The organism is Aurantiacibacter spongiae (assembly GCF_003815535.1).
GTDB lineage: Bacteria > Pseudomonadota > Alphaproteobacteria > Sphingomonadales > Sphingomonadaceae > Alteraurantiacibacter > Alteraurantiacibacter spongiae.
The window spans coordinates 1,669,895-1,689,992 of sequence record NZ_RPFZ01000001.1; the positions used below are offsets into that span (position 1 = coordinate 1,669,895).

General features: G+C 67.2%; 18 protein-coding genes. 10 read left to right on the plus strand and 8 right to left on the minus strand.

Annotated elements, in window-relative coordinates; genetic code table 11:
- Window positions 1–8: 8 nt before the first annotated feature.
- The gene (locus EG799_RS08135; RefSeq protein WP_123880195.1) at window positions 9–554 is read right to left on the minus strand and encodes a thiamine phosphate synthase; all 546 of its coding nucleotides are present in this window, start codon (window positions 552–554) and stop codon (window positions 9–11) included.
- Between the two features lie 20 nt (window positions 555–574).
- Between EG799_RS08135 and EG799_RS08140 the strand changes: the two genes are divergently transcribed.
- The 4 genes from EG799_RS08140 to EG799_RS08155 are packed head-to-tail and all read left to right on the plus strand — an operon-like array spanning window position 575 to window position 4,197.
- A complete protein-coding gene (locus EG799_RS08140) occupies window positions 575–1,240 on the plus strand; it encodes a YggS family pyridoxal phosphate-dependent enzyme (RefSeq protein ID WP_123880197.1) in 666 nt (221 codons plus the stop codon).
- A gap of 38 nt (window positions 1,241–1,278) precedes the next feature.
- Window positions 1,279–1,752 carry a hypothetical protein gene (locus EG799_RS08145; protein ID WP_123880199.1) on the plus strand — a complete coding sequence of 158 codons (474 nt, stop codon included), beginning with the start codon at window positions 1,279–1,281 and terminating at the stop codon, window positions 1,750–1,752.
- Between the two features lie 46 nt (window positions 1,753–1,798).
- Window positions 1,799–2,722: an ABC transporter ATP-binding protein gene (locus tag EG799_RS08150; protein WP_123880201.1), complete on the plus strand. Its 924-nt coding sequence runs from the start codon at window positions 1,799–1,801 to the stop codon at window positions 2,720–2,722.
- Window positions 2,719–4,197, plus strand: a complete 1,479-nt coding sequence (locus EG799_RS08155) for an ABC transporter permease (protein ID WP_123880203.1) — start codon at window positions 2,719–2,721, stop codon at window positions 4,195–4,197. Before EG799_RS08150 ends, EG799_RS08155 begins: the two co-directional genes overlap by 4 nt.
- A 5-nt stretch (window positions 4,198–4,202) precedes the next feature.
- Here EG799_RS08155 and EG799_RS08160 read toward each other — a convergent pair whose 3' ends face one another.
- Window positions 4,203–7,010, minus strand: a complete 2,808-nt coding sequence (locus tag EG799_RS08160; RefSeq protein ID WP_123880205.1) for a [protein-PII] uridylyltransferase — start codon at window positions 7,008–7,010, stop codon at window positions 4,203–4,205.
- A 152-nt stretch (window positions 7,011–7,162) separates the two neighbouring features.
- Between EG799_RS08160 and lgt the strand changes: the two genes are divergently transcribed.
- Both lgt and EG799_RS08170 read left to right on the plus strand, forming a co-directional pair.
- Window positions 7,163–8,134 (plus strand): prolipoprotein diacylglyceryl transferase, encoded by a 972-nt coding sequence (lgt, locus tag EG799_RS08165; protein ID WP_123880207.1) that lies wholly within the window; start codon window positions 7,163–7,165, stop codon window positions 8,132–8,134.
- A complete protein-coding gene (locus EG799_RS08170; RefSeq protein WP_234029077.1) occupies window positions 8,131–9,216 on the plus strand; it encodes a class I SAM-dependent methyltransferase in 1,086 nt (361 codons plus the stop codon). Before lgt ends, EG799_RS08170 begins: the two co-directional genes overlap by 4 nt.
- On the opposite strand, the gene EG799_RS08175 is transcribed toward EG799_RS08170, so the two are convergent.
- The 3 genes from EG799_RS08175 to EG799_RS08185 are packed head-to-tail and all read right to left on the minus strand — an operon-like array spanning window position 9,213 to window position 13,051.
- Complete coding sequence (locus EG799_RS08175) at window positions 9,213–10,757, minus strand: ABC transporter permease/substrate-binding protein (protein WP_123880209.1); 1,545 nt, start codon at window positions 10,755–10,757, stop codon at window positions 9,213–9,215. The genes EG799_RS08170 and EG799_RS08175 overlap by 4 nt on opposite strands.
- Window positions 10,757–11,521 carry an ATP-binding cassette domain-containing protein gene (locus EG799_RS08180; protein ID WP_123880211.1) on the minus strand — a complete coding sequence of 255 codons (765 nt, stop codon included), beginning with the start codon at window positions 11,519–11,521 and terminating at the stop codon, window positions 10,757–10,759. Before EG799_RS08180 ends, EG799_RS08175 begins: the two co-directional genes overlap by 1 nt.
- A 12-nt stretch (window positions 11,522–11,533) precedes the next feature.
- Window positions 11,534–13,051 carry a sensor histidine kinase gene (locus EG799_RS08185; RefSeq protein ID WP_123880213.1) on the minus strand — a complete coding sequence of 506 codons (1,518 nt, stop codon included), beginning with the start codon at window positions 13,049–13,051 and terminating at the stop codon, window positions 11,534–11,536.
- A gap of 142 nt (window positions 13,052–13,193) precedes the next feature.
- On the opposite strand from EG799_RS08185, the gene EG799_RS08190 reads away from it, so the two are divergent.
- Entirely contained in the window at window positions 13,194–14,360 is a 1,167-nt protein-coding gene (locus EG799_RS08190) for an acyl-CoA dehydrogenase family protein (RefSeq protein WP_123880215.1), read from the plus strand.
- A gap of 3 nt (window positions 14,361–14,363) precedes the next feature.
- Here the strand turns inward: EG799_RS08190 and EG799_RS13975 are convergent, their stop codons facing one another.
- From EG799_RS13975 to EG799_RS08205, 3 genes are all read right to left on the minus strand, one after another.
- Window positions 14,364–15,068, minus strand: coding sequence for a hypothetical protein (locus EG799_RS13975; RefSeq protein WP_158611041.1), 705 nt, complete (start codon window positions 15,066–15,068; stop codon window positions 14,364–14,366).
- Between the two features lie 116 nt (window positions 15,069–15,184).
- Window positions 15,185–16,147 carry a glycoside hydrolase family protein gene (locus tag EG799_RS08200; RefSeq protein WP_234029078.1) on the minus strand — a complete coding sequence of 321 codons (963 nt, stop codon included), beginning with the start codon at window positions 16,145–16,147 and terminating at the stop codon, window positions 15,185–15,187.
- Window positions 16,144–16,908 (minus strand): SDR family NAD(P)-dependent oxidoreductase, encoded by a 765-nt coding sequence (locus EG799_RS08205; RefSeq protein ID WP_123880217.1) that lies wholly within the window; start codon window positions 16,906–16,908, stop codon window positions 16,144–16,146. The genes EG799_RS08200 and EG799_RS08205 overlap by 4 nt, the downstream gene beginning before the upstream one ends.
- A 102-nt stretch (window positions 16,909–17,010) precedes the next feature.
- Here EG799_RS08205 and EG799_RS08210 point away from each other — a divergent pair, with 102 nt between their 5' ends.
- The 3 genes from EG799_RS08210 to EG799_RS08220 all read left to right on the plus strand — a co-directional run bounded on the left by EG799_RS08210 (window position 17,011) and on the right by EG799_RS08220 (window position 20,060).
- Entirely contained in the window at window positions 17,011–18,612 is a 1,602-nt protein-coding gene (locus tag EG799_RS08210) for a carboxyl transferase domain-containing protein (protein ID WP_123880219.1), read from the plus strand.
- 92 nt (window positions 18,613–18,704) lie between these two features.
- Window positions 18,705–19,379, plus strand: coding sequence for a head GIN domain-containing protein (locus tag EG799_RS08215; protein ID WP_123880221.1), 675 nt, complete (start codon window positions 18,705–18,707; stop codon window positions 19,377–19,379).
- A gap of 108 nt (window positions 19,380–19,487) precedes the next feature.
- Entirely contained in the window at window positions 19,488–20,060 is a 573-nt protein-coding gene (locus tag EG799_RS08220; RefSeq protein WP_123880223.1) for a hypothetical protein, read from the plus strand.
- Window positions 20,061–20,098: the final 38 nt, after the last annotated feature.

A 20,098-nucleotide genomic window follows, 5' to 3' on the forward strand; every position in this document is an offset into this window, starting at 1 on the left:
CTCGTTGGTCAATGACCGACGGACAAACCGTCTATGGCTGCCCAGCGCGGCCAGCCGAGACGTCGTGAAGCGGCCGCGGTCATGCCGCCGAGCGCGATGACCGGCATCTGCGCGCGGCGCGCCAGCAGGCGGAAGCGCAGCGGACCGATAGGTATGGTCCCGGCGTGGGACCGGGTCGGAAACACGGGGGAGAGCATGACCGCATCCGCCCGGACGCGGTTGGCCTGCGCGATCTCGCCGATGTCGTGGACGGTCGCTATTGCCAGCAGGCCGCGGCGGCGGGGCGCAAGGCTGCGCGGCGAGCCGTAGACGCCGTCCGCGCCCCATTCGCGCGCCGTCAGCGTACTGTCCGCGAGGACCGTCAGGTGGCCGTGCGACCGGCACAGGCGCGCCAGGCGACGAAACCGCGCCAGCCGCGCCCCCGGCGCGAGGTGGTAGTGGCGAAAAACGAAGCCGCTGCCGCGCGGCAGGCGGGCGAGCGCCTGCTCCAGCAAGGCGTCGTTGCGCGCGTCCGACAGCAGCCAGAGGCGGGGGAGGGGCTGGTCTGACGCCATGCGCCCGCTATAGCGCGTCCATGACCGACAGTGCCAGCGACCGCCTCGATACCGTGAACACCGAGATCGCGAAGGCGTGCAGGATCGCCCGGCGCGAATCCGCCGACATCACGCTGATCGCCGTCAGCAAGATGCACGATGCCGCCACGATCACCCCGCTGCTCGATGCCGGCCACCGCGTCTTCGGCGAAAACCGGGTGCAGGAGGCGCAGGGCAAGTGGCCGCCCTTGCAAGAGCGGTATGACGGGATCGAACTGCACTGCGTCGGTCAGCTCCAGTCGAACAAGGCAGACGACGCCGCGGCGCTGTTCGACTGCATCCATTCGCTCGATCGGCCGAGCCTGGTGAAGGCGCTCGCCAGGGCGTTCGACAAGGCCGGGCGGCAGGTGCCGTGCTTCGTTCAGGTCGATATCGGCGAGGAGGAGCAGAAAGGTGGCTGTGCCATCGCCGATCTTCCCGATCTGCTGAAGCAGTCGCGGGACGCCGATATCCCGTTGGCCGGACTGATGTGCGTTCCGCCTGCCGAAATCGAGCCGGCGCCCTATTTCGCGCTGCTCGCGAAGCTGGCCGAGGATAACGGCCTGGCCGGCCTCAGCATGGGGATGAGCGGGGACTACCCCGTCGCCGTCCAGCTTGGCGCCACGCATGTGCGCGTGGGCACGGCGCTGTTCGGTGCGCGGGAATAGGGATTGACGCAGGGCGGCCGCGCTGCCTTTGATGAGCGATGCCCAGTCGTCTCGTCCTGCTGCCCGTCCTGGCCCTCGCCGCCCTGTCCCGGCCCGTCGCCGCGCAGGAGGAGGATCCCTTCGCCCGGTGCGCCGCGATGGCGGACGATGTTCAGCGCCTCGCCTGCTTCGATGCCACCTATGCGCGCAACCGCGCCGAAGTGGCCGAGGCGCAGGAGCGGGCCGCAGAACGCGCGCGCGAGGAATTCGGCTTCCGGCCTTCCGAGGATACGTCCCGCGCAAAGGAGGAAGCCGCCGTCACCGCCACCGTGGCCGAGGTGCTGACCGATTCGCGGCGCAACAATGTCATCGTCCTCAGCAACGGCCAGCTCTGGCGCGAAATCAACGGGTCGACCATGCGCAACCGCGTGCGCGACGGGTGGGTGGCAACCATAACCCGCCACTGGAGCGGCGCTTACGAGATGCGCTTCGACGGGCGCAGCGGATATTTGCGGGTTTCGCGCGTGCGCTGAACCGGCTAGCGGTTGCGGCGGGACGACAAACGGGGGAATCTTGCCGATGGCGCCGATCCTGGCGACGCATGAACTGACCAAGCGTTTCGGCGACGTGTTGGCTGTGGACGACCTGACCTTCAGCGTCGCGCCGGGAGAGATCTTCGGCTTTCTGGGCGGCAACGGCGCGGGGAAGACCACGACGCTGCGCATGGTGCTCGACATCATCCGCCCGACGTCTGGCCGCATCGAGGTGATGGGGCAGGCCCCCGACCACCGCAACGCGTCCTCCATCGGCTTCCTCCCGGAAGAACGCGGCCTCTACTCCAAGATGAGCGCCATCGACACCATCGTCTATTTCGCGCGGTTGAAGGACATGGACGCCAGGCCGGCGCGCGAATACGGGATGGAATTGCTCGGCCGGTTCGATCTGGCGGACCGCGCCACGTCGAAGATCGGCGACATGTCGAAGGGCATGGCGCAGAAGGTGCAGCTGGCCACCGCGCTCGTCAACAGGCCGCCGTTGCTGTTGCTGGACGAACCGTTTTCCGGCCTCGACCCGGTCAATCAGGGTTTGCTGGAAGAGGAGATTCTGCGCGCCAGCCGCGAAGGTGCGGCGGTGATCTTCTCCACCCACGTCATGCAGCATGCCGAGCGTCTGTGCGATCGCCTGCTCCTGTTAAAGCGCGGCTCCAAGCGGTTCGAGGGAACGCTGGCCGAGGCGCGCGCGCAGCTTCCGGGCCGGATCGAGACGATCGCGAAACCCGGGATCGAACAGGTCGAGGGGGTCGCGAAGGCGACACGGCGTGATGAACCCGCGCACGAGGGCTGGCACCATTACGACCTGGTACTGGAACCGGGCCGCAACGCCGGCGACGTGCTGGAAGCGTGCACCGCTCGCTCCGTTCCCCTGCGCCGGTTCGACGAGGCCCAGCCGAGTCTGCACGAAGTGTTCGTGCGGCTGGTCGGCGACGAGGAGATCGAGCGATGAAGAACGTCCTGCTCGTCGCGAAGCGCGAATTTCGCCAGATCACCTCGATGAAGAGCTTCTGGCTCACCTTGCTGCTGCTGCCGGTGGCCCTGTCGCTGGGGCCGATCATCGGAGAGTATCTCGGCGATGACGAGGCGCAGCAGGTCATTCTCTACGACCGGAGCGGCGGCGATACCGCGCAGGCCATCGAACGGCGCTTCGCGCTCGACGAGGACCGTTACGTCCTGTCCGACCTGTCCCGCTACGTGCGCAGGTACGAGCTGGAGGATGCCGACCCCGATGCTCTGTGGGCGCAGTTCGATCGCTGGTACACCGATGCCGACGTCGCCGCGTTCCGGCAGGCGGGCGGGCTGGACACGGCGCTGGCCGCCATCGACAGGGTCAAGCCCGAGGGAACGCCCGACTACGATCCGCCGCAACCGGCATACGAGTTCGTCTCCCCCCCCGCCGACCTGGCCGCGGCCGATCCCGAAGACCTGGAGGATGCCGCGCGCGAGCTGATGGACGCCGACAGCGACGACGCGCCCGACGCGGTGGTCGTGATCGGGGAGGACTATCCGCGCATTCCGGTCGTGCAGGTCATCGCCAATGACGAGCCGCGCACGAGCTTCGTTACAACCTTGCAGGATGTGCTGACGGGCGACCTGCGTACGCGGATGATGACCGACCAGGGAATGAGCGCGGATGCCGCCGGCGCGGTGAACACCGCGGCACCCGCCATAGCCGTTTCCACTCCGCCACCCGGCGGGGGTGCGCGCGAGGCGGTGCTGGTGCGTTCCATCGTGCCGCTGGCGCTGGCCTATATCCTGATGATGGCGCTGATGCTGTCCGGCAGCTGGATGCTGCAATCAAGCGTCGAGGAACGCTCCAACAAGCTGATCGAATCGCTGCTCGCCTGCATCCGGCCCGAGGAGCTGATGCACGGTAAACTGTTCGGCACCATCGCGGTGGGACTGTCGATGCTCGCCGTCTGGGTCGTGTGCGCCGGGGTGGCGGTGTTCTGGGCGCAGGGAACGGTGGCGCAGTTCATCCGGCCCGCGCTCGAACCGCTCGCCTCGCCCGGCATCATCCTGGCGATCCTCTATTTCTTCCTCGCAGGCTATGTCGCGGTGTCGATCATCTTCCTCGCCATCGGCGCGATGGCCGATTCGATGAGCGATGCGCAGGGCTACCTGATGCCCGTCATCCTGGCGATCATGCTGCCGATCTTCTTCCTCATCCAGGCAGTGCTGCTGGGCAACGAGGGGATCGCGGTCCAGATCTTGACCTGGGTGCCGCTATGGACGCCCTTCGCCGTCCTTGCCCGGCTGGGTACGGGGATCGAAACGTGGGAGCTGATCGGGGCCGGACTGGTTCTGGCGGCGTTCGTCGCGGCTGAATTCGTCCTGCTCGGTCGGCTCTTCCGCAACAGCCTGCTCGCCTCCGGGCAGAAGCCGACCCTGCGTCAGCTCTACGACCGGATGCGCCGGAGTTGATGGAATCAGCCGGCGGGTTCGGCCTGCCTGTCCGTGCCCATGCCCGCGTCCTTCCCCTTGCGGGAGGCCTGCGCGGGCGTTCCGGCGGCGATGGCTTCCAGCAACGCCGCCTCGACCCGGTCCTGCCTCGCCTCGCTCAACAGCTTGTCGCCCAGCAGATCGGTCACGTAGAAGGTATCGACCGCGCGTTCCCCGTATTGCGTGATATGCGCGGAATTGACGATCAGGCTCTGTTCGAACATCGCCCGCGTCAGGCGATTGAGCAGCGCGGGCCGGTCGGTCGCGTTGACCTCGATCACGGTGAAGCGGTTGGACGCCGCGTTGTCGAACACGATCAGCGGACTGACGCTGAAATGTTCGGCACGCGTCCGCGGTAGCGGGCGCCGGGCGAGGCTCGGCACCATGTCGATGCGCCCGGCTAGCGAATCCTCGATACTCTTCTGAAGCCGATCGAGCTGCGCGGGTTCGCGGAACGGCTTGCCCAGCGGATCCTGTACCAGGAAATTATCGACCGCCGTGCCCATCCGCCCGGTATGGATACGCGCATCTATGATGTTGCCGCCGGCCAGGTTGATGGCGCCGGCGATACGGAAGAACAGGCCGGGATGGTCGTCGGCGATTACCGTGACGAGCGTCGCACCGAGGGCCTGATAGTATTCGGTATGGATCGAAAGTTTGTCGCCCCGATCCCGCGCGGCGCAATAATGCGGCAGGTTGATCGCGATGACGTCTTCCGGCTCGGCGATCCAGTAGGCATCGTCGAACCGGTCGGCCGTTTCGTCCACCATCGCGGCTCGGCCGCCCAGCAGGGTGCGTACGGCGTCTTTCTTGGCTGCGACCCGCGCCTCCCGGCCACGAGCCTTGTGGCCGAGGCGGAGCCGCTCGACCGCGTTGTCGTAAAGTTCGGCCAGCAGCTGCCGCTTCCAGCTGTTCCACACGCCGGGGCCGACCGCGCGGATGTCGACGATGGTGAGGATGGTGAGCAACCGCAACCGCTCCAGCCCCTGTACCTCCCCCACGAAATCGGCGATGGTCTTGGGGTCGGACAGGTCGCGCTTGAACGCGGTCGCGCTCATCAGCAGGTGATAGCGCACCAGCCAGCTCACAAGTTCGGTTTCGTTGCGGTCGAGCCCGAGACGCGGGCAGACGCGCAGCGCCACCTCCGCACCCAGGATGGAATGATCCCCGCCGCGCCCCTTGGCGATGTCATGGAGCAGAACCGCGACGAACAGCGCGGTGCGATACTTGATGTTGCGCGCCAGGCCGGTGGCAAGCGGATGATCCTCCTGCAGCTCCCCGCGTTCGATCCGGCCCAGCAGGCCGATGGCGCGGATGGTGTGCTCGTCGACAGTGTAATGGTGGTACATGTCGAACTGCATCTGCGCGTTGACCTTGCCGAAATCGGGCAGGAAGCGGCCGAACACGCCGGCCTCGTTCATCCAGCGCAGTACGGTCTCGGGATCGCGACGCCCGGCAAGGACTTGCAGGAACAGCGCGTTGGCCCGTTCGTCGCGGCGCACTGCGCCGTCGATCAGCGCGGCGTCGCGGCGCGCCATGCGGATGGTTCCGGGGTGCACCTCCAGCCCCTCGCGCTCGGCGATCGCGAAGATTTCCAGCAGGCGCACGGGGTCGTGCCGGAACCAGTCGTCTTCCGGCGCGGCGATCTTGCCGCCTTCGACCGGATAGCCCTCGATCCGGCGGGCGGGCTTCAGCGAGGAAAACAGTTCGGCGATGACGCTGCGCTCGGTCGTCTCCTCCTCCAGATGGGCGAGGAACACCCCCGTCAGGTGTCCGACATGCTTGGCCTGCAGGAAATAGAACTGCATGAACCGCTCCACGGGACTTTTCCCCGGGCGTTCGGCGTAGTTCATGCGGTCCGCCACCTCGCGCTGCATGTCGAAGGTCAGCCGGTCCTCGGCGCGGCCCGCGATGGTGTGCAGATGCGCGCGCACCGCCAGCAGGAAACCTTCGGCCCGGCGAAAGGTGCGGTATTCCTTCTCGGTGAAAAGACCCTTCTCGATCAACTCGCGGGCATTGCGAACGCGGTGCAGGTACTTGCCGATCCAGTAGAGCGTGTGAAGGTCGCGCAGACCGCCCTTTCCGTCCTTGATGTTCGGCTCGACGACATAGCGCGAATCGCCCATCCGCTTGTGCCGGGCATCGCGTTCGGCCAGCTTGGCGGCGACGAATTCGCTTTCGGTGCCGGGCACCACCTCGTTCCAGAAGCGCGCGGCGGCGGCATCGTAGACGTCCTGATCTCCCCACAGGAATCGCCCCTCCAGCAGCGCGGTACGGATGGTGATGTCTTCCCTAGCCATCCGGCTGACCTCGTCGAGCGAGCGGCTCGAATGCCCGACCGTCAGGCCCAGATCCCAGAGGTAATAGAGCATCGCCTCGATCACCTGCTCGCACCAGGACGTCGGCTTGCCCGGCGTGATGAAGGCGATGTCGATATCGGAATGCGGCGCCATCTCGCCGCGTCCGTATCCGCCCACCGCCATCAGCGCGATGCGTTCGCCGGTGCTGCGGTTGGCGACCGGGTAGACGTCTTCCACCACGTGATCGTGGATCACGCGGATCAACTGATCCACGAGGAAGGCATGACCATGGGCGATGGCGTGGCCGGCATTGGGCTTGACCTCCAGCCGCGATGCCAGTTCCGCGCGGCCGCTCGCCAGAGCATCCCTGAGCAGCGCGACGATCGCCATGCGCGCGGCTTGCGCACCCGTTTCCTCCACGGCATCGGCGATCGCGCCGGCCAGCCGGCGACGGTCCAGCACCGCGCGTTGCCGGGGGATGACGGGAAGGCTCATGACAGGCGAGATAAGCGCGCAGCGCCGCTTTGCAAAGCGAGCCGGGCCGGCGGGCGGCGCGGGAGGGCTTTCATGGCCCGGGCGAGTGTGCCAAGGCGCGGGGCGATGAGGGCCGCTCGGCTGGCGGCCAGGTGTTTTCGGAAGGCGTATTCATGCTCGACATGCTGGCCGCGGCATCGAACGATGTCCTCCGCTGGAGCGAACTCGGCCTGAAGCCGGGCATCGATCTCGGCTTCTTCACGCTGCGCTTCTATTCGCTCGCCTACATTGCCGGGCTGGTGGTCGGCTACTGGCACCTGTCGAAGATGGTGAAGGCCCCCGGCGCACCCATGGCGCAGGTCCATGTCGACGACCTGTTCTTCTACTGCATGCTCGGCATCATCATCGGCGGACGGCTGGGCTATCTCACCTTCTACGAACCGGGCCTGTGGACCGATTTCTCGGGCGAGGGCTGGGTCAGCTGGCGCGCCCTGCGCATGTGGGACGGGGGCATGAGCTTCCACGGCGGAGTGATCGGAACGGTGATCGCCATCGCCTATGTCAGCTGGCGCGGCGGCCTGCCGTTCATTCGCGTGTGCGACTACATCGCCACCAATGTCGGCTTCGGCATGTTTTTCGGCCGGATCGCGAACTTCATCAACGGCGAGTTGTGGGGCCGGCCGGCCGGCGAGGGCGTGCCCTGGGCGATGACCTTCTGCGACCAGGCCCCGCGGCCCGGCATCGCCTGCGCATCGAGCAACATCGCCCGCCATCCGAGCCAGCTTTACGAAGCCGGGCTCGAGGGGCTGCTGGTCGTCGTGGTGCTGCTGTCGCTGTTCTGGCTGACCCGCGCGCGCTACCGCCCGGCGTTGCTGGTGGGCGTGTTCACCGTGATGATTTCCGCCGGACGGTTCATCGTCGAATTCTTCCGAGAGCCCGACAGCCAGCTGGCCGACTTCGCCGCGCGCAGCGGCCTCAACATGGGACAGTGGTTGACGATCCCGCTGTTCCTCGTCGGTTGCGGTCTGGTGATCTGGGCGCTGATGCGTCCGCCGGTCGCCAGCGGCGCTTCCGTGCGGGCCCGGGCCGCGGCGAAGACCCCGGCCCCCGCCGCACCGGCTTCGGGCCGAAGCGGGGCTTCTTGAGCCCGCCCGGGGGGCAGGATGATCGGCGGCGCGATCTCGCCGATACCTTCCGGCGCCTGATCGCCGCCACCGGCCCGATCAGCCTGATGCAGTATATGGGGGAGAGCAACGCCCGCTATTACGCGGATCGCGATCCGCTGGGCAGCGCCGGAGATTTCGTCACCGCGCCAGAGATCAGCCAGATGTTCGGCGAACTGATCGGCCTGTGGCTCGCCGACATGTGGATTCGCGCCGGGCGTACCGAGCCTGTCCACTACGTCGAGCTGGGGCCGGGTCGCGGCACGCTGGCGCGCGATGCGGCAAGGGCAATGAGGCGCTACGGGCTGGAACCGAAGCTGCATCTGGTCGAAGGATCGACCCGGCTGCGCGACGTACAGCTGGAACAGGTGCCGGGCGCGATCCACCACGACGACCTTTCGACCGTGCCGATGGTCGGCCCGGTGCTGCTGGTCGCGAACGAATTCCTCGACGCGCTGCCGGTTCGCCAGCTGGTCAGGACCGACGCCGGCTGGCGCGAGGTGATGGTGGCCGTCGGGGAAGACGGTCGCTTCGTCGAGACCGCCGGCCAGCGCCCGATGGATTCCGCCGTGCCCGAGGCGCGCCGCGACGCGCCGGCCGGAACGGTGATCGAGACGTCGCCCGCCTCCGCGGCCATCCTGTTCGAGGTCGCCGGTCGCCTTGCCGCCCAGGACGGGGCGGCGCTGTTCATCGACTACGGCTATCGCGGCGGACGCAGCGGATCGACCTTGCAGGCGGTGCGCGGCCACAGGAAGGCCGGGGTGTTCGACGCTCCGGGAGAGGTGGACCTTTCCGCCCATGTCGATTTCGCGCAGATGGAACAGATCGCCCGATCGCGCGGTGCCCGCGTTCTCGGAACGGTTGAGCAGGGCGAATGGCTGCGCGCGCTGGGTATTGCGGAGCGTGCCGACGCGCTGGCGGAGTTCGCGCCCCAGCATGCCGAGGCGCTCGCCCGCGCGCGCGACCGGCTTGTCGACGCAGACCAGATGGGGGAATTGTTCAAGGTCATGGGCCTCGCCGCGCCCGACTGGCCCGATGGGGTCGGTTTCCCGGCCGCGACCTAGCGCGCTATCTCGTCCAGCAGCCACGCCGCTGACCGTTCCGGCGTCCACTTGTCCTCGTCGCGGTCGACCGCGAAGTTCGCCTGCCGCATGGTTGCCACGTCGACAGCTCCGAGCAGCGGTTCGAGCGCGGCTTTCAGCCGCTCATCGTCGCGAATGCGGGGGCTCAGGAGGATGATCGCGTCGTAGCCGGGCAGCGCCTCGCGCGGGTCGGCCAGGATCGTCAGACCGTCCGCGGCGATGCGCCCGTCCGAGGTGTAGGCGCTGATGACGTCCGCTTCTCCGGAAGCGAGCGCGTTGTACATGAAGGTGGGCGAGAAGGTGCGCCGGGCCGCGAAGCGCAGGGCGTAGGCATCGCGCAGGTTTTCCCATTCGGGTCGCTCGAACCATTCGGGATCGCCGCCCATGACAAGGCGCGGCGCTACCCGGGCGAGATCGGCGATACTGGCGACGCCAAGGTCGCGCGCGCGTTCCCGCCGCATGGCGAGGCCGTAGGCGTTCTCGAAACCCAGCCGACCGAGCACCAGCGTACCGGTATTGGCCTGCTCCCACCGCACGATCTCCTCGTACGTCGCCCCGCGGCCCGGGTTGTCGGTCCGTCCGAGCTGATTGGTCCAGATCGTCCCGGTGTAGTCGATGGCGATGTCGATCGCCCCGCTCGCGACCGCATTGTGGACGACCGCGCTGCCCAGTCCCTCCCGATATTCGACCGCGTATCCGGCATCCTCCAGCACGGAACCGATGGCGCGGGCGAGGACGTATTGCTCGGAAAAGCTCTTGGCTCCGATCACCACCGTCCCGCGCCCCTCGTCCGTGCCGAAATCGACCAGCGAGAGGGCCGCCCCGCCGATCCCCGCCAGCGCAAGCCCCGCGCCGATCCAGCAAAGCCACGGCCGGCGCGTGCTAAAACCGCGCTCCACCAGTCCGAACAGCGCATCGGCGACGAGCGCGAGGCCGGCACTGGCGATACAGCCGGCCAGCACCAGCACCCAGTTCTGCGTCTGCAATCCGGCAAAGATCGGATCGCCGAGCGAGCGCTGGCCGATCGTGGTGGCCAGCGTGGCCGCGCCGATGGTCCAGACGCTCGCCGTGCGGATGCCGGCCATGACATAGGGAGCGACGAGCGGCGCCTGCACCAGCCGCAGCTTCTGCCACGCTGTCATCCCCATTCCGTCCGCGGCCTCGATCACCTCGGCATCGAGGTTGGCGAGCGCGGTGACGGCGTTCCTCAGGATCGGCAGCAGCGCGTAAAGCGCCAGCGCCAGCCAGGCGGGCAGGAAGCCCAGTGTGGGCAAGCCTTCCCCCAACACCGTCCGCAGGGCGAGCAGCAGGGGAAAGAACAGCGCCAGCAGCGCCAGCGCGGGAATGGTCTGCACGAGGCTGGCGAAGGCGAGCGCGATGCGGGCGACGGCGGGGGAGCGACCGGCCCACACGGCCAGGGGCAGGGCGACGGCTATCCCGAGGGACACGGCGGCGGCGCAGAGCAGGACATGCTCGGCCAGTTGTGGTCCCAGGCCGAGGAGCGCGTCGCCGAGGCCGCCCATCAGGTCAGGTCCGCCAGGGCGCGGGCCTGGGCCCGCGGTACGGCAACGAGCGCCTGCGCCACGTCCCCCCCGCCGCCCGCCAGCAATTCGCGCGGAGTTGCGTCGGCGACGATCCGTCCGCCGTCCATGACCAGCACGCGCGTTCCCAGCAGCAGGGCCTCGGCCATGTCGTGCGTGACCATGACGGTGGTCAGCCCCAGTTCGGCATGCAGCCGCTTGACCCTTTCTCCCAGCGCGTCCCGGGTAACGGGGTCCAGCGCGCCGAACGGTTCGTCCATCAGCAGCAGCGGCGGTTCCCCCGCCAGTGCCCGCGCGACGCCGACACGCTGGCGCTGGCCGCCGGAAAGCGCGTCCGGATAGCGCCCTGCCATCGCGGGATCGAGGTCGACCAACTGGAGAAGGTCGGCGATGCGGCCTTCGGGCGGGTGGCGCCCTTCCAGCCGGGGGACAAGGGCGATGTTCTGCGCCACGCTCATGTGGGTGAACAGGCCGATCCCCTGGAACACGTATCCGATCCGGTGGCGCAGCGCAGGGGCGGGGCCGTCGGTAACGTCGGCCCCTTCCAGCAGCACCCGGCCCGCGGTCGGTTCGACCAGCCGGTTGACCGTCTTGAGCAAGGTCGATTTGCCCGACCCGCTGGCCCCGACCAGGGCGACGAATTCCCCGCGCTCGACCGATAGCGAGACGTCGTCGACAGCCGTTACCTCGCCGTAGTGCCGCGATACGCGGTCGAACTGGAGCAAGGGTGGGGAAGCGCCCGGCATCGGGCGGGAACGCTAACCGGCCAGCGCGTCCTTGGAAACAGTGAGTTCGACGATCAGTCCTTCATCGGTGAAGCGTCGGTCCCATTCGCCCTGCAATTGCCCCCTCACGCTCATTTCGACCAGACGGGAGCCGAAGCCGCGTTCGCCCGCATCCACGGCCGGCGGTCCGCCGTGCTCCGTCCAGACAAGACCGATGACGTCGCCGCGATCCTCCGCGACCAGATCGACATGGCCATCATCGGCCGACAATGCCCCGTACTTGGCCGAATTGGTCGCCAGTTCGTGGAAGACCAGCGCCAGCGGCGTGGCGGCGCGATGGTGAATTTCAGCGTCTTCCCCCGACAGGTGCACACGCGGGCCGCCCAGTTCGTCACGATAGGGTTCGAACAAGGCCGACAGCAGGCCCTGCAGACTTTCCTGCATGGCGGCATCCTGCGGCCTGACGAAATCGTGCGCCCGGCTCAGCGAACGCAGCGTATCGGTCAGATCCCTCGCGAAGCTTTCGTGTTCCGGCGCCTTGCGCGCCTTCATCGTGGCGAGCCCGATCACGACCGCGAAGATGTTCTTGATGCGGTGCGACAGTTCCTTGGCGAGCACGTCCCGCTCTTCGGAAAGCTGGCGACCCTCGTCGATGTCGGTCAGCGTACCGAACCAGCGCAGGGGATCGCCGCGCCGTTCCGCCACGGGTGCCGCCTGCGCCAGCATCCACAGCCAGCCATGCTCCCGGGTGCAAAGACGGAACTCGGCCTCGTACTCTTCTCCGGCCGCGAAGCAGCGCAGCCATTCCGCTTTCGCCGTTTCCCAGTCTTCGGGATGGATGAAGCGCTTCCAGTGGGTGAGGGTGGCCGGCGGCGTCTCGCCCGTCAGTTCCTTCCACCGCCTGTTGAAATACTCGAAATTCCCCCTCGCGTCGGCCGACCAGGCGATCTGCGGGACACCGTCGATCATCCGCCGCATCCGCTCCTCGCGTTCGGCGATGGCCCTTTCGGCCTGCAGGTTTTCGCGCCGGTTGCGCAGGCGCCGAAGCACCGCCTGGCCGAGCACCGCCAGCCCCTCCCGCTGGAAGTCCGACAAGCCTTCTTGATTGGGGCGCGTGTCGATTACGCAAAGCGCCCCAAGCGGCGCGCCCTCATCCGAAATCAAGGGCTGGCCGGCATAATAGCGGATGCCCGGATCGCGCGTGACGAGATCGTTGTCGACGAAGCGCTCGTCCTCGGTAGCGTCGTGCACTTCCATCAGTTCGCAGGTCTGCATGGCGTGCTGGCAGAAGCTTACCTCGCGCGGGGTGTCGTCCACCTCCAGCCCCTCGCCCGCGAGGAAGCGCTGGCGCACCTCCTCGACCAGCGTGACCTGCGCTATGGGCACGTTGCACAGCCGCGCCGCGAAGCTGGCGATGGCGTTGAGTTCGGGATCGTCCTGAAGCGCGTCGACCTCGAAACTGTGCAGGACGCGCAGCCGCTCCGCCTCGTCGTTGTAAACGGGCGAGGGCTCCGGAACGCCGGACGGCGTTATGGCGACATGTTCGTTCAAGGTGTTTCCCGTCTCAGCAGAGGCGCTTGTAGCGACAAACGCCGCGATGCGCGAGTCCTCTCGCCCCCGGTTGCAACCGTTACCGGTTTGCGCTCGTGCGCGCTATTGCTAGGGCGAGGGGGAAACGAAGGAGAGCAGACCCGTGCGCGCCACCCCCGATTTCGATTTCGGCCTTTCGCAAGAGGCCATGATGATCCGCGAAAGCGTCGCCCGCTTCGCCGACGAGCGGATTGCCCCCATCGCCGCGAAGGTCGATGCCGAGGACTGGTTCCCCGTCGAGCTATGGCCCGAGATGGGCGAGCTGGGCCTTCACGGCATGACGGTGAGCGAGGATGATGGCGGCACGGGGCTGGGCTATCTCGAACATCTGATCGCGGTCGAGGAAGTGAGCCGCGCCAGCGCATCGGTGGGTCTCAGCTACGGGGCCCATTCCAATCTGTGCGTCAACCAGATCGCCCGCTGGGGCACGGCGGAGCAGAAGGCGAAGTACCTGCCCGGCCTCATCAGCGGAGAGCATGTCGGCTCGCTGGCGATGAGCGAGCCTGCCGCCGGTTCCGATGTCGTGTCGATGAAGCTGAAGGCCGAAGGCGTGCAGGGCGGATACCTGCTCAACGGCACGAAGTTCTGGATCACCAACGGGCACGCTGCGCAAACCCTGGTGGTCTATGCCAAGACCGATCCCGAAGGCGGCAGCAGGGGCATCACCGCCTTCCTGATCGAAAAGGGCATGGACGGCTATCACCCCGGCCAGAAGATCGAGAAGATGGGCATGAAGGGGTCCATCACCAGCGAGCTGGTGTTCGAGGACTGCCTGGTACCCGAAGAGAACGTGCTGGGCGAAGTCGGCAAAGGCGTCGCCGTCCTGATGAGCGGTCTCGATTACGAGCGCGTGGTGCTGTCGGGGGTACAGCTCGGCATCATGCAGGCGTGCCTCGACACCGTCATCCCCTATGTCCGCGAACGCAACCAGTTCGGCAAGCGACTGGGCGACTTTCAGCTGATGCAGGCCAAGGTCGCCGACATGTACGTGGCCCTGCAATCGGCGCGCGCCTATGCCTATGCCGTCGCCCGGGCGTGCGACAACGACAAGACCACGCGGTTCGACGCGGCGGGCACGATCCTGCTGGCGAGCGAGAACGCCTTCCGCGTGGCGGGCGAGGCGGTGCAGGCGCTCGGCGGTGCGGGCTACACCACGGACTGGCCCGTCGAGCGCTATCTGCGCGACGCCAAGCTGCTCGACATCGGCGCGGGCACGAACGAGATCCGCCGCATGCTGATCGGGCGCGAGCTTATCGGCGCGGCGGACTGACCCTCAGTCCGCGGCCACCGGCGGTAGTGTCGGCGGGGCAGGTTCGGGCGCCGTCATCGCGCGCAATTCGTCCAGCGACAGCGGTTCGGACGGCAGGGCGAAGCGCGCGGGCGGGATCGGGTCGAACGACACGTCCGTCAGTTCCATCGTCAGCATCCGCAGCAACGCGCCTTCCGCCAGCGTTTCCGCAATGTCGGCGTTGAGCATGGAGAACATCGTGCCGAGCGTCCCGGCATTGCGGAACATGGAACCGTTCGCTGTCTGCATCGCCCGCCCGAGCGGCGCGAGCGCCGGATCGCGGCTGATGACCATCGAGGCATGGTGCGCCTCGCCGCCTTCTCCCACGGCCATGCCATAGGCCGTGCCCGTGCGGCCGTTGACCGTCTCATCCCCCATGGGGACGAGGTCCAGCGCCATTTCGTCATCGCCATGCACCGGAACCTCGGCGAAGAATTCGGCGTATTTCTCGTCGGCCAGGGCGGAGATGTCCGCCACGCGGGCCACCACGTCACGCCCCATGCCGCCGCCGACGGCATAGATGTCGTCGTCCATCACCAGGTAATAGCCGGGCTGGCTGCCCATCTGCAGACGGACATTGCCGGTCTCGTCCGCTTCCACCGTCATGCTCATGCGGATCGGAATGTTCTCGCCGACCATCTCGTAACGGCCCGCGACGTCGGCCTGGGCCGCGACCGGTATCATCGCCATAAGGGCGGCGCACACTATGGAGGCTGGGCGGTGCAATCTCGGCATGGCTCGAACCCTTCGGTGATCGCCGCGCATTGTGCGCCCGGCAATGGCGCGCCGCAAGCCCTTGTCGCGCCTCAGCTTCGCCGCACCAGCGCGCGGGCCAGCTTCTTGTCCTCCAGCGAGTAATACAGCCAGACCTGCCCACCCACGCTGACGCAACTGGCAGCAAAGGCGATGTCGGTGGCGGCGCGGTCGTCGCTGGGCGGGGGCACGACGAGCGGCATGATACCGCGATCGACGACCGCCAGACAATCGGCGGAAAAGGCGATCCAGCCAATGCGCCAGCGCGCGTCGCGGGTCGCGCCATTGTAGAACATGACCGGCATTTCCGGATCGTCCATCAGCAGCGGTCCGGTGGAAAGGTGCCAGTTGTCCCAGCTGTCCTCGCGCGGCATGAAGGGGCTGGGCCGGAAGGTCCACGGACCCGCGACGTCGCGGCCCGTGGCCAGTCCGATACGCGACGCATCGCCAAAGGCGTATTCGAAGAACAGCCGCCATTCGCCGCTCTGCGTGCGCTCGACCGTCGCTTCCTTCGTATTGCCCATCGTCTCGCTGGCGGCGAGTGCGACGCCGGCTTTCTCCAGCCGGTCGAGCGAGGGGCCACGGGCGTAGAACATCTGGCCGTGCGCCCTGTCCGCCCGAACGCCCGTGTAATAGACCGCGTAGCCGTCGTTCAGGCGGATGACGGTGGGATCCTCGATGCCGCCGATATCCTCGGCACCGGGACCGGGGATTATGGAAGGCGCGTCGAGCATCGCGAAACGGCCGCCATCCTCGCTCCATCCGCTCCAGGCGAGGCCGGTATCGGCCGCGGTCGAAGGATCTTTCGGCACCGCCCGCAGCATGATGCCGAAACGACCATCCGCTTCGCGCCAGACATAGGGCGACATGAAATCGCGCGCCATCAGTTCGGGAGGACCGATGATCTCGACCAGGTCGAGCGCTTCGACGTTGAAATCGATGGCGGTGGAGCGCGGGCGCACGTCATCCTTGCCAGCGCGCTCCATCGCCTGCGGATCGACGAACTGCGCAGTCATGCCCCGGTGGCCTGGATGAGCGACAAGCCGCCGTCGATCACCATCTGCGCGCCGGTGATGTAGCGTGCCTTGTCCGACGCGAGAAACACCGCGAGTCCGGCGACCTCGCTCGCCTCCCCGGCCCGGCCGAGCGGAATGTTCGCCTCCAGCCTGGCGCGGTAGGCGGCATCGTCCTGCGCGCGCGCGTTCATCGGCGTGAGGATCATGCCGGGCGCGATGGCATTGACGCGGATGCCGCGCGGCGCTTCCTCGATGGCCAGCGTGCGCACGAGGTTGGCGAGGCCGCCCTTGGCCGCGCAGTAATCGGCCCCTCCCTCGCGAACGGCGAAGGCGTGGATGGAACTGATGTGGACGATCGACGCGTCGCCTGGCGCCTTCCCGCGGCCTGTCAGGAAGCGGCGCGAGGTGAGAAAGGCACCCGTCAGATCGGTGGCCACCAGCTTGTCCCACTGATCCGCGGCCATGTCGCGCACGGGCACGCCGCGCATGTTGAGGCCGGCGGAATTGACGAGCACGCTTGCCGTACCCCACCGGATCTCGATCTGCGCGAACGCGGTATCGACAGAGTTTTGGTCCGCGACGTCGCATTGCACGGCAAGTCCGGTTCCGCCCGCCTTCTCGACCGCGCGAACGGTGGCGGCTGCCGCATCCGCGTCCTCGAAATAGAGGACGGCGACAGTGTCGCCTTCAGCGCCGAAAGCGGCGGCGCATGCCGCACCGATGCCCGACTCGGCCCCTGTGACGACGACGGTGCGCGGCATTGGCTTGTCCCTCAAAGACGCTTGCCGACAATCAATCCGCGAGCGGGCGACAGGGTCCGGGCGGCTTTGCTTTTTGGCGGGCCGCCGCTATCGGCAAGGGCCATGACCGCACCTGTCCTTACCTCCACGCTCGATACCCAAGGCCCCGATGCGAAGGCGCGCGCCGCGCATAATCGCAAGCTGGCGAGGACGCTGCGCGACACGGTGGCCGAGGCCGCGCGCGGCGGCAGCGAGAAGCACCGGGAGCGCCATGTCGGGCGTGGCAAGTTGCTGCCGCGCGAGCGCGTTGAACGGTTGCTCGATCCCGGCTCGCCCTTCCTCGAGATCGGTCAGCTCGCCGCCAACGGCATGTATGGCGGCGACGTGCCGGGCGCCTCCATGATCGCGGGCATCGGGCGCGTCGGCGGGCGGCAGGTGATGATTGCGGCGAACGACCCCACCGTGAAGGGCGGCGCCTACTACCCGATGACCGTCAAGAAGCACCTGCGTGCGCAGGAGATCGCCGAACAGAACCACCTGCCCTGCATCTACCTGGTCGACAGCGGCGGGGCGAACCTGCCCTATCAGGCGGAGGTCTTTCCCGACCGGGACCATTTCGGCCGCATCTTCTACAACCAGGCGCAGATGAGCGCGAAGGGCATTGCGCAGATCGCCTGCGTCATGGGCAGTTGTACGGCGGGCGGTGCCTATGTCCCGGCGATGAGCGACGAGAGCGTCATCGTGCGCGAGCAGGGCACCATCTTCCTCGCCGGCCCACCGCTGGTGAAGGCCGCGACCGGCGAGGAGATCAGTGCCGAGGATCTGGGCGGCGGCGCACTCCACGCGAAGAAATCCGGGGTCGTCGATCACCTGGCCGAGAACGACGAACATGCGCTCACCATCGTGCGCGACATCGTCTTTCATCTCGGGGCGGAATCGAAAGCTCAAGTGGACTTGAGGGAGCCGCGCGCACCGAAATACGGTGCCGAGGATCTCTACTCCATCATCCCCGAGGACGTGCGCGCGCCCTACGACGTGCACGAGGTAATCGCCCGGCTGGCGGACGGCAGCGAATTTCACGAATTCAAGGCCCAGTACGGCGCCACGCTCGTCTGCGGCTTTGCCCATATATGGGGCATGCCCGTAGCGATCCTGGCGAATAACGGCGTGCTGTTTTCCGAGAGCGCGCAGAAAGGCGCGCATTTCATCGAACTCGCCTGCCAGCGTGGCATTCCGCTGCTGTTCCTGCAGAACGTTTCTGGCTTCATGGTCGGCGGAAAGTACGAGGCCGAAGGCATCGCCAAGCACGGCGCGAAACTGGTGACGGCGGTCGCGACGGCGCAGGTGCCGAAGATCACCGTGGTCATCGGCGGCAGCTTCGGTGCGGGCAATTACGGCATGTGTGGGCGGGCCTATTCCCCGCGTTTCCTGTTCACCTGGCCCAATGCGCGCATTTCCGTGATGGGCGGGGAACAGGCGGCATCGGTCCTTGCCACCGTCCACCGCGATGCCGACACCTGGACCGAGGAGCAGGCCGAGGAATTCAAGGCGCCCATCCGCGAGAAATACGAAGCCGAGGGCAATCCCTATTACGCCACCGCCCGCCTGTGGGACGACGGCGTGATCGACCCGGTGCAGACGCGTGACGTGCTCGGTCTCAGCCTGTCCGCCTGCCTCGCGGCGCCGATCCCGCCGCGCCCGCAATTCGGCGTGTTCCGCATGTGATCGGCGGGGCGGGGCTGACTGGTCCGCCGCTGCTTGAGTATCGTTCGGATCGGGGCTAATTTCCCGCGGAGGACGAAACGAGGAGCCCGACGATGACCTTCGCACGAAGCGCCGCCGCAGGTCTTGCCCTGCTCGTCATCGCGACGGCCTGTTCTTCGGCCGATGGCGCCGGCTGGCGGGAGGCGGACATCATCGGGTCGGGCAATGTCGTCGAACGCCAGGTTGAGATCGGCAATTTCGACCGGATCGTGGCCAACGGTCCGGTAAGTGTCGAGGTCCGTCAGGGGCCCCGCCCCTCCGTCACGATCGAGGCGGAAGACAACATCGTGAACCTGATCGATGTCGATGTGAGCGGCGATACGCTCGTCATCGGTTCGCACGGATCGTGGTCCTCACGCCGGGATGTCCGTGCCGTGGTCACCGCGCCGGGCCTGCGGGATATCGAGAAATTCGGCAGCGGCCGGGTCCGGGTGGTGGACTGGAATGCCGATAGCCTCGCGCTGTCGACGCATGGATCGGGCGGGATCACGCTTTCGGGCCGCATCGATACGCTGGCGCTGTCGACCGGTGGTTCCGGCAGCATAGATGCTGGCGAGGCAACGGTAAGAGACGCTACGGCCAGTACGCAGGGATCGGGAAGCATAACGCTTGGCGATCTCGACCGTCTGAGCGCGGCGGTCGCCGGGTCGGGCAGCATCCGGGCGGGGCGGGTTGGCCAATTGACGCAGTCGGACAGCGGATCGGGAAGTATCCGCGTCGCGAACTGAACCCGGCACCCGCCGCGCGACTTCCGTATTTTCGCCCCATTCTCGCCACGTTTGGAACAACATGGCTGCGTGATCGCTTCTTCACGGAACCACCACGGAGAAGACATCATGCGTAACCTGTTGAAATTCACCGCCGCAGCGGCGCCCCTGGCCCTGCTCGCCGCTTGCGGCAGCGACGAGCCGACGGACGACGTGACCGATGTCGCGGCCGCCCCCGCGACGTCCACCGATGCCGGGATGACCGAACCCGGTCCAGCCACGCGCCTGTCGGATGCCGGCGACTATTCGGGCACCTACAACTACGCCAATTCCGACGGCACCACCTCCAGCCTCAGCCTCAATTCGTCGGACAACACCTATGAATATACCGGCAGCGACGGCAGCCCGCGCACCGGTACCTATACCGTCGATGACGACGGGTATCGCCTGACGATCGACGACTACAATGGCAGCCCCGGCTATTTCGCGATTTCGAACGGTGCGCTCTACCGGCTTCAGAACGATACCGCGATCGACGCCGATACCATGGTCAGCGGCGAGCGTTACACGCGCGATGGCATGGACGGATCGACGAACAACAGCGCCATGGGTACGAACCCGAGCAACACGATGGCGGACGAAGAGCAGTTCTCCCGCGAGCCGGAGCTTGGCAGCCCGGTCGCGCCGCCGGCGAACGACTGACCCAAACCCGGCGAAAGACAGGAGGGGCGGCCCGCGAC

Bases quoted from the DNA above. Each gene is read 5' to 3' on its own strand.
- EG799_RS13975 (WP_158611041.1), bottom strand. From the start codon at position 15,068: ATGGCGATGATACCGGTCGCGGCCCAGGCCGACGTCGCGGGCCGTTAC.
- EG799_RS08140 (WP_123880197.1), top strand. From the start codon at position 575: ATGACCGACAGTGCCAGCGACCGCCTCGATACCGTGAACACCGAGATC.
- lgt (WP_123880207.1), top strand. From the start codon at position 7,163: ATGCTCGACATGCTGGCCGCGGCATCGAACGATGTCCTCCGCTGGAGC.
- EG799_RS08160 (WP_123880205.1), bottom strand. From the start codon at position 7,010: ATGAGCCTTCCCGTCATCCCCCGGCAACGCGCGGTGCTGGACCGTCGC.
- EG799_RS08210 (WP_123880219.1), top strand. From the start codon at position 17,011: ATGACCGCACCTGTCCTTACCTCCACGCTCGATACCCAAGGCCCCGAT.
- EG799_RS08180 (WP_123880211.1), bottom strand. From the start codon at position 11,521: ATGCCGGGCGCTTCCCCACCCTTGCTCCAGTTCGACCGCGTATCGCGG.
- EG799_RS08215 (WP_123880221.1), top strand. From the start codon at position 18,705: ATGACCTTCGCACGAAGCGCCGCCGCAGGTCTTGCCCTGCTCGTCATC.
- EG799_RS08220 (WP_123880223.1), top strand. From the start codon at position 19,488: ATGCGTAACCTGTTGAAATTCACCGCCGCAGCGGCGCCCCTGGCCCTG.
- EG799_RS08200 (WP_234029078.1), bottom strand. From the start codon at position 16,147: ATGACTGCGCAGTTCGTCGATCCGCAGGCGATGGAGCGCGCTGGCAAG.
- EG799_RS08145 (WP_123880199.1), top strand. From the start codon at position 1,279: ATGCCCAGTCGTCTCGTCCTGCTGCCCGTCCTGGCCCTCGCCGCCCTG.
- EG799_RS08150 (WP_123880201.1), top strand. From the start codon at position 1,799: ATGGCGCCGATCCTGGCGACGCATGAACTGACCAAGCGTTTCGGCGAC.
- EG799_RS08135 (WP_123880195.1), bottom strand. From the start codon at position 554: ATGGCGTCAGACCAGCCCCTCCCCCGCCTCTGGCTGCTGTCGGACGCG.
- EG799_RS08155 (WP_123880203.1), top strand. From the start codon at position 2,719: ATGAAGAACGTCCTGCTCGTCGCGAAGCGCGAATTTCGCCAGATCACC.
- EG799_RS08175 (WP_123880209.1), bottom strand. From the start codon at position 10,757: ATGGGCGGCCTCGGCGACGCGCTCCTCGGCCTGGGACCACAACTGGCC.
- EG799_RS08205 (WP_123880217.1), bottom strand. From the start codon at position 16,908: ATGCCGCGCACCGTCGTCGTCACAGGGGCCGAGTCGGGCATCGGTGCG.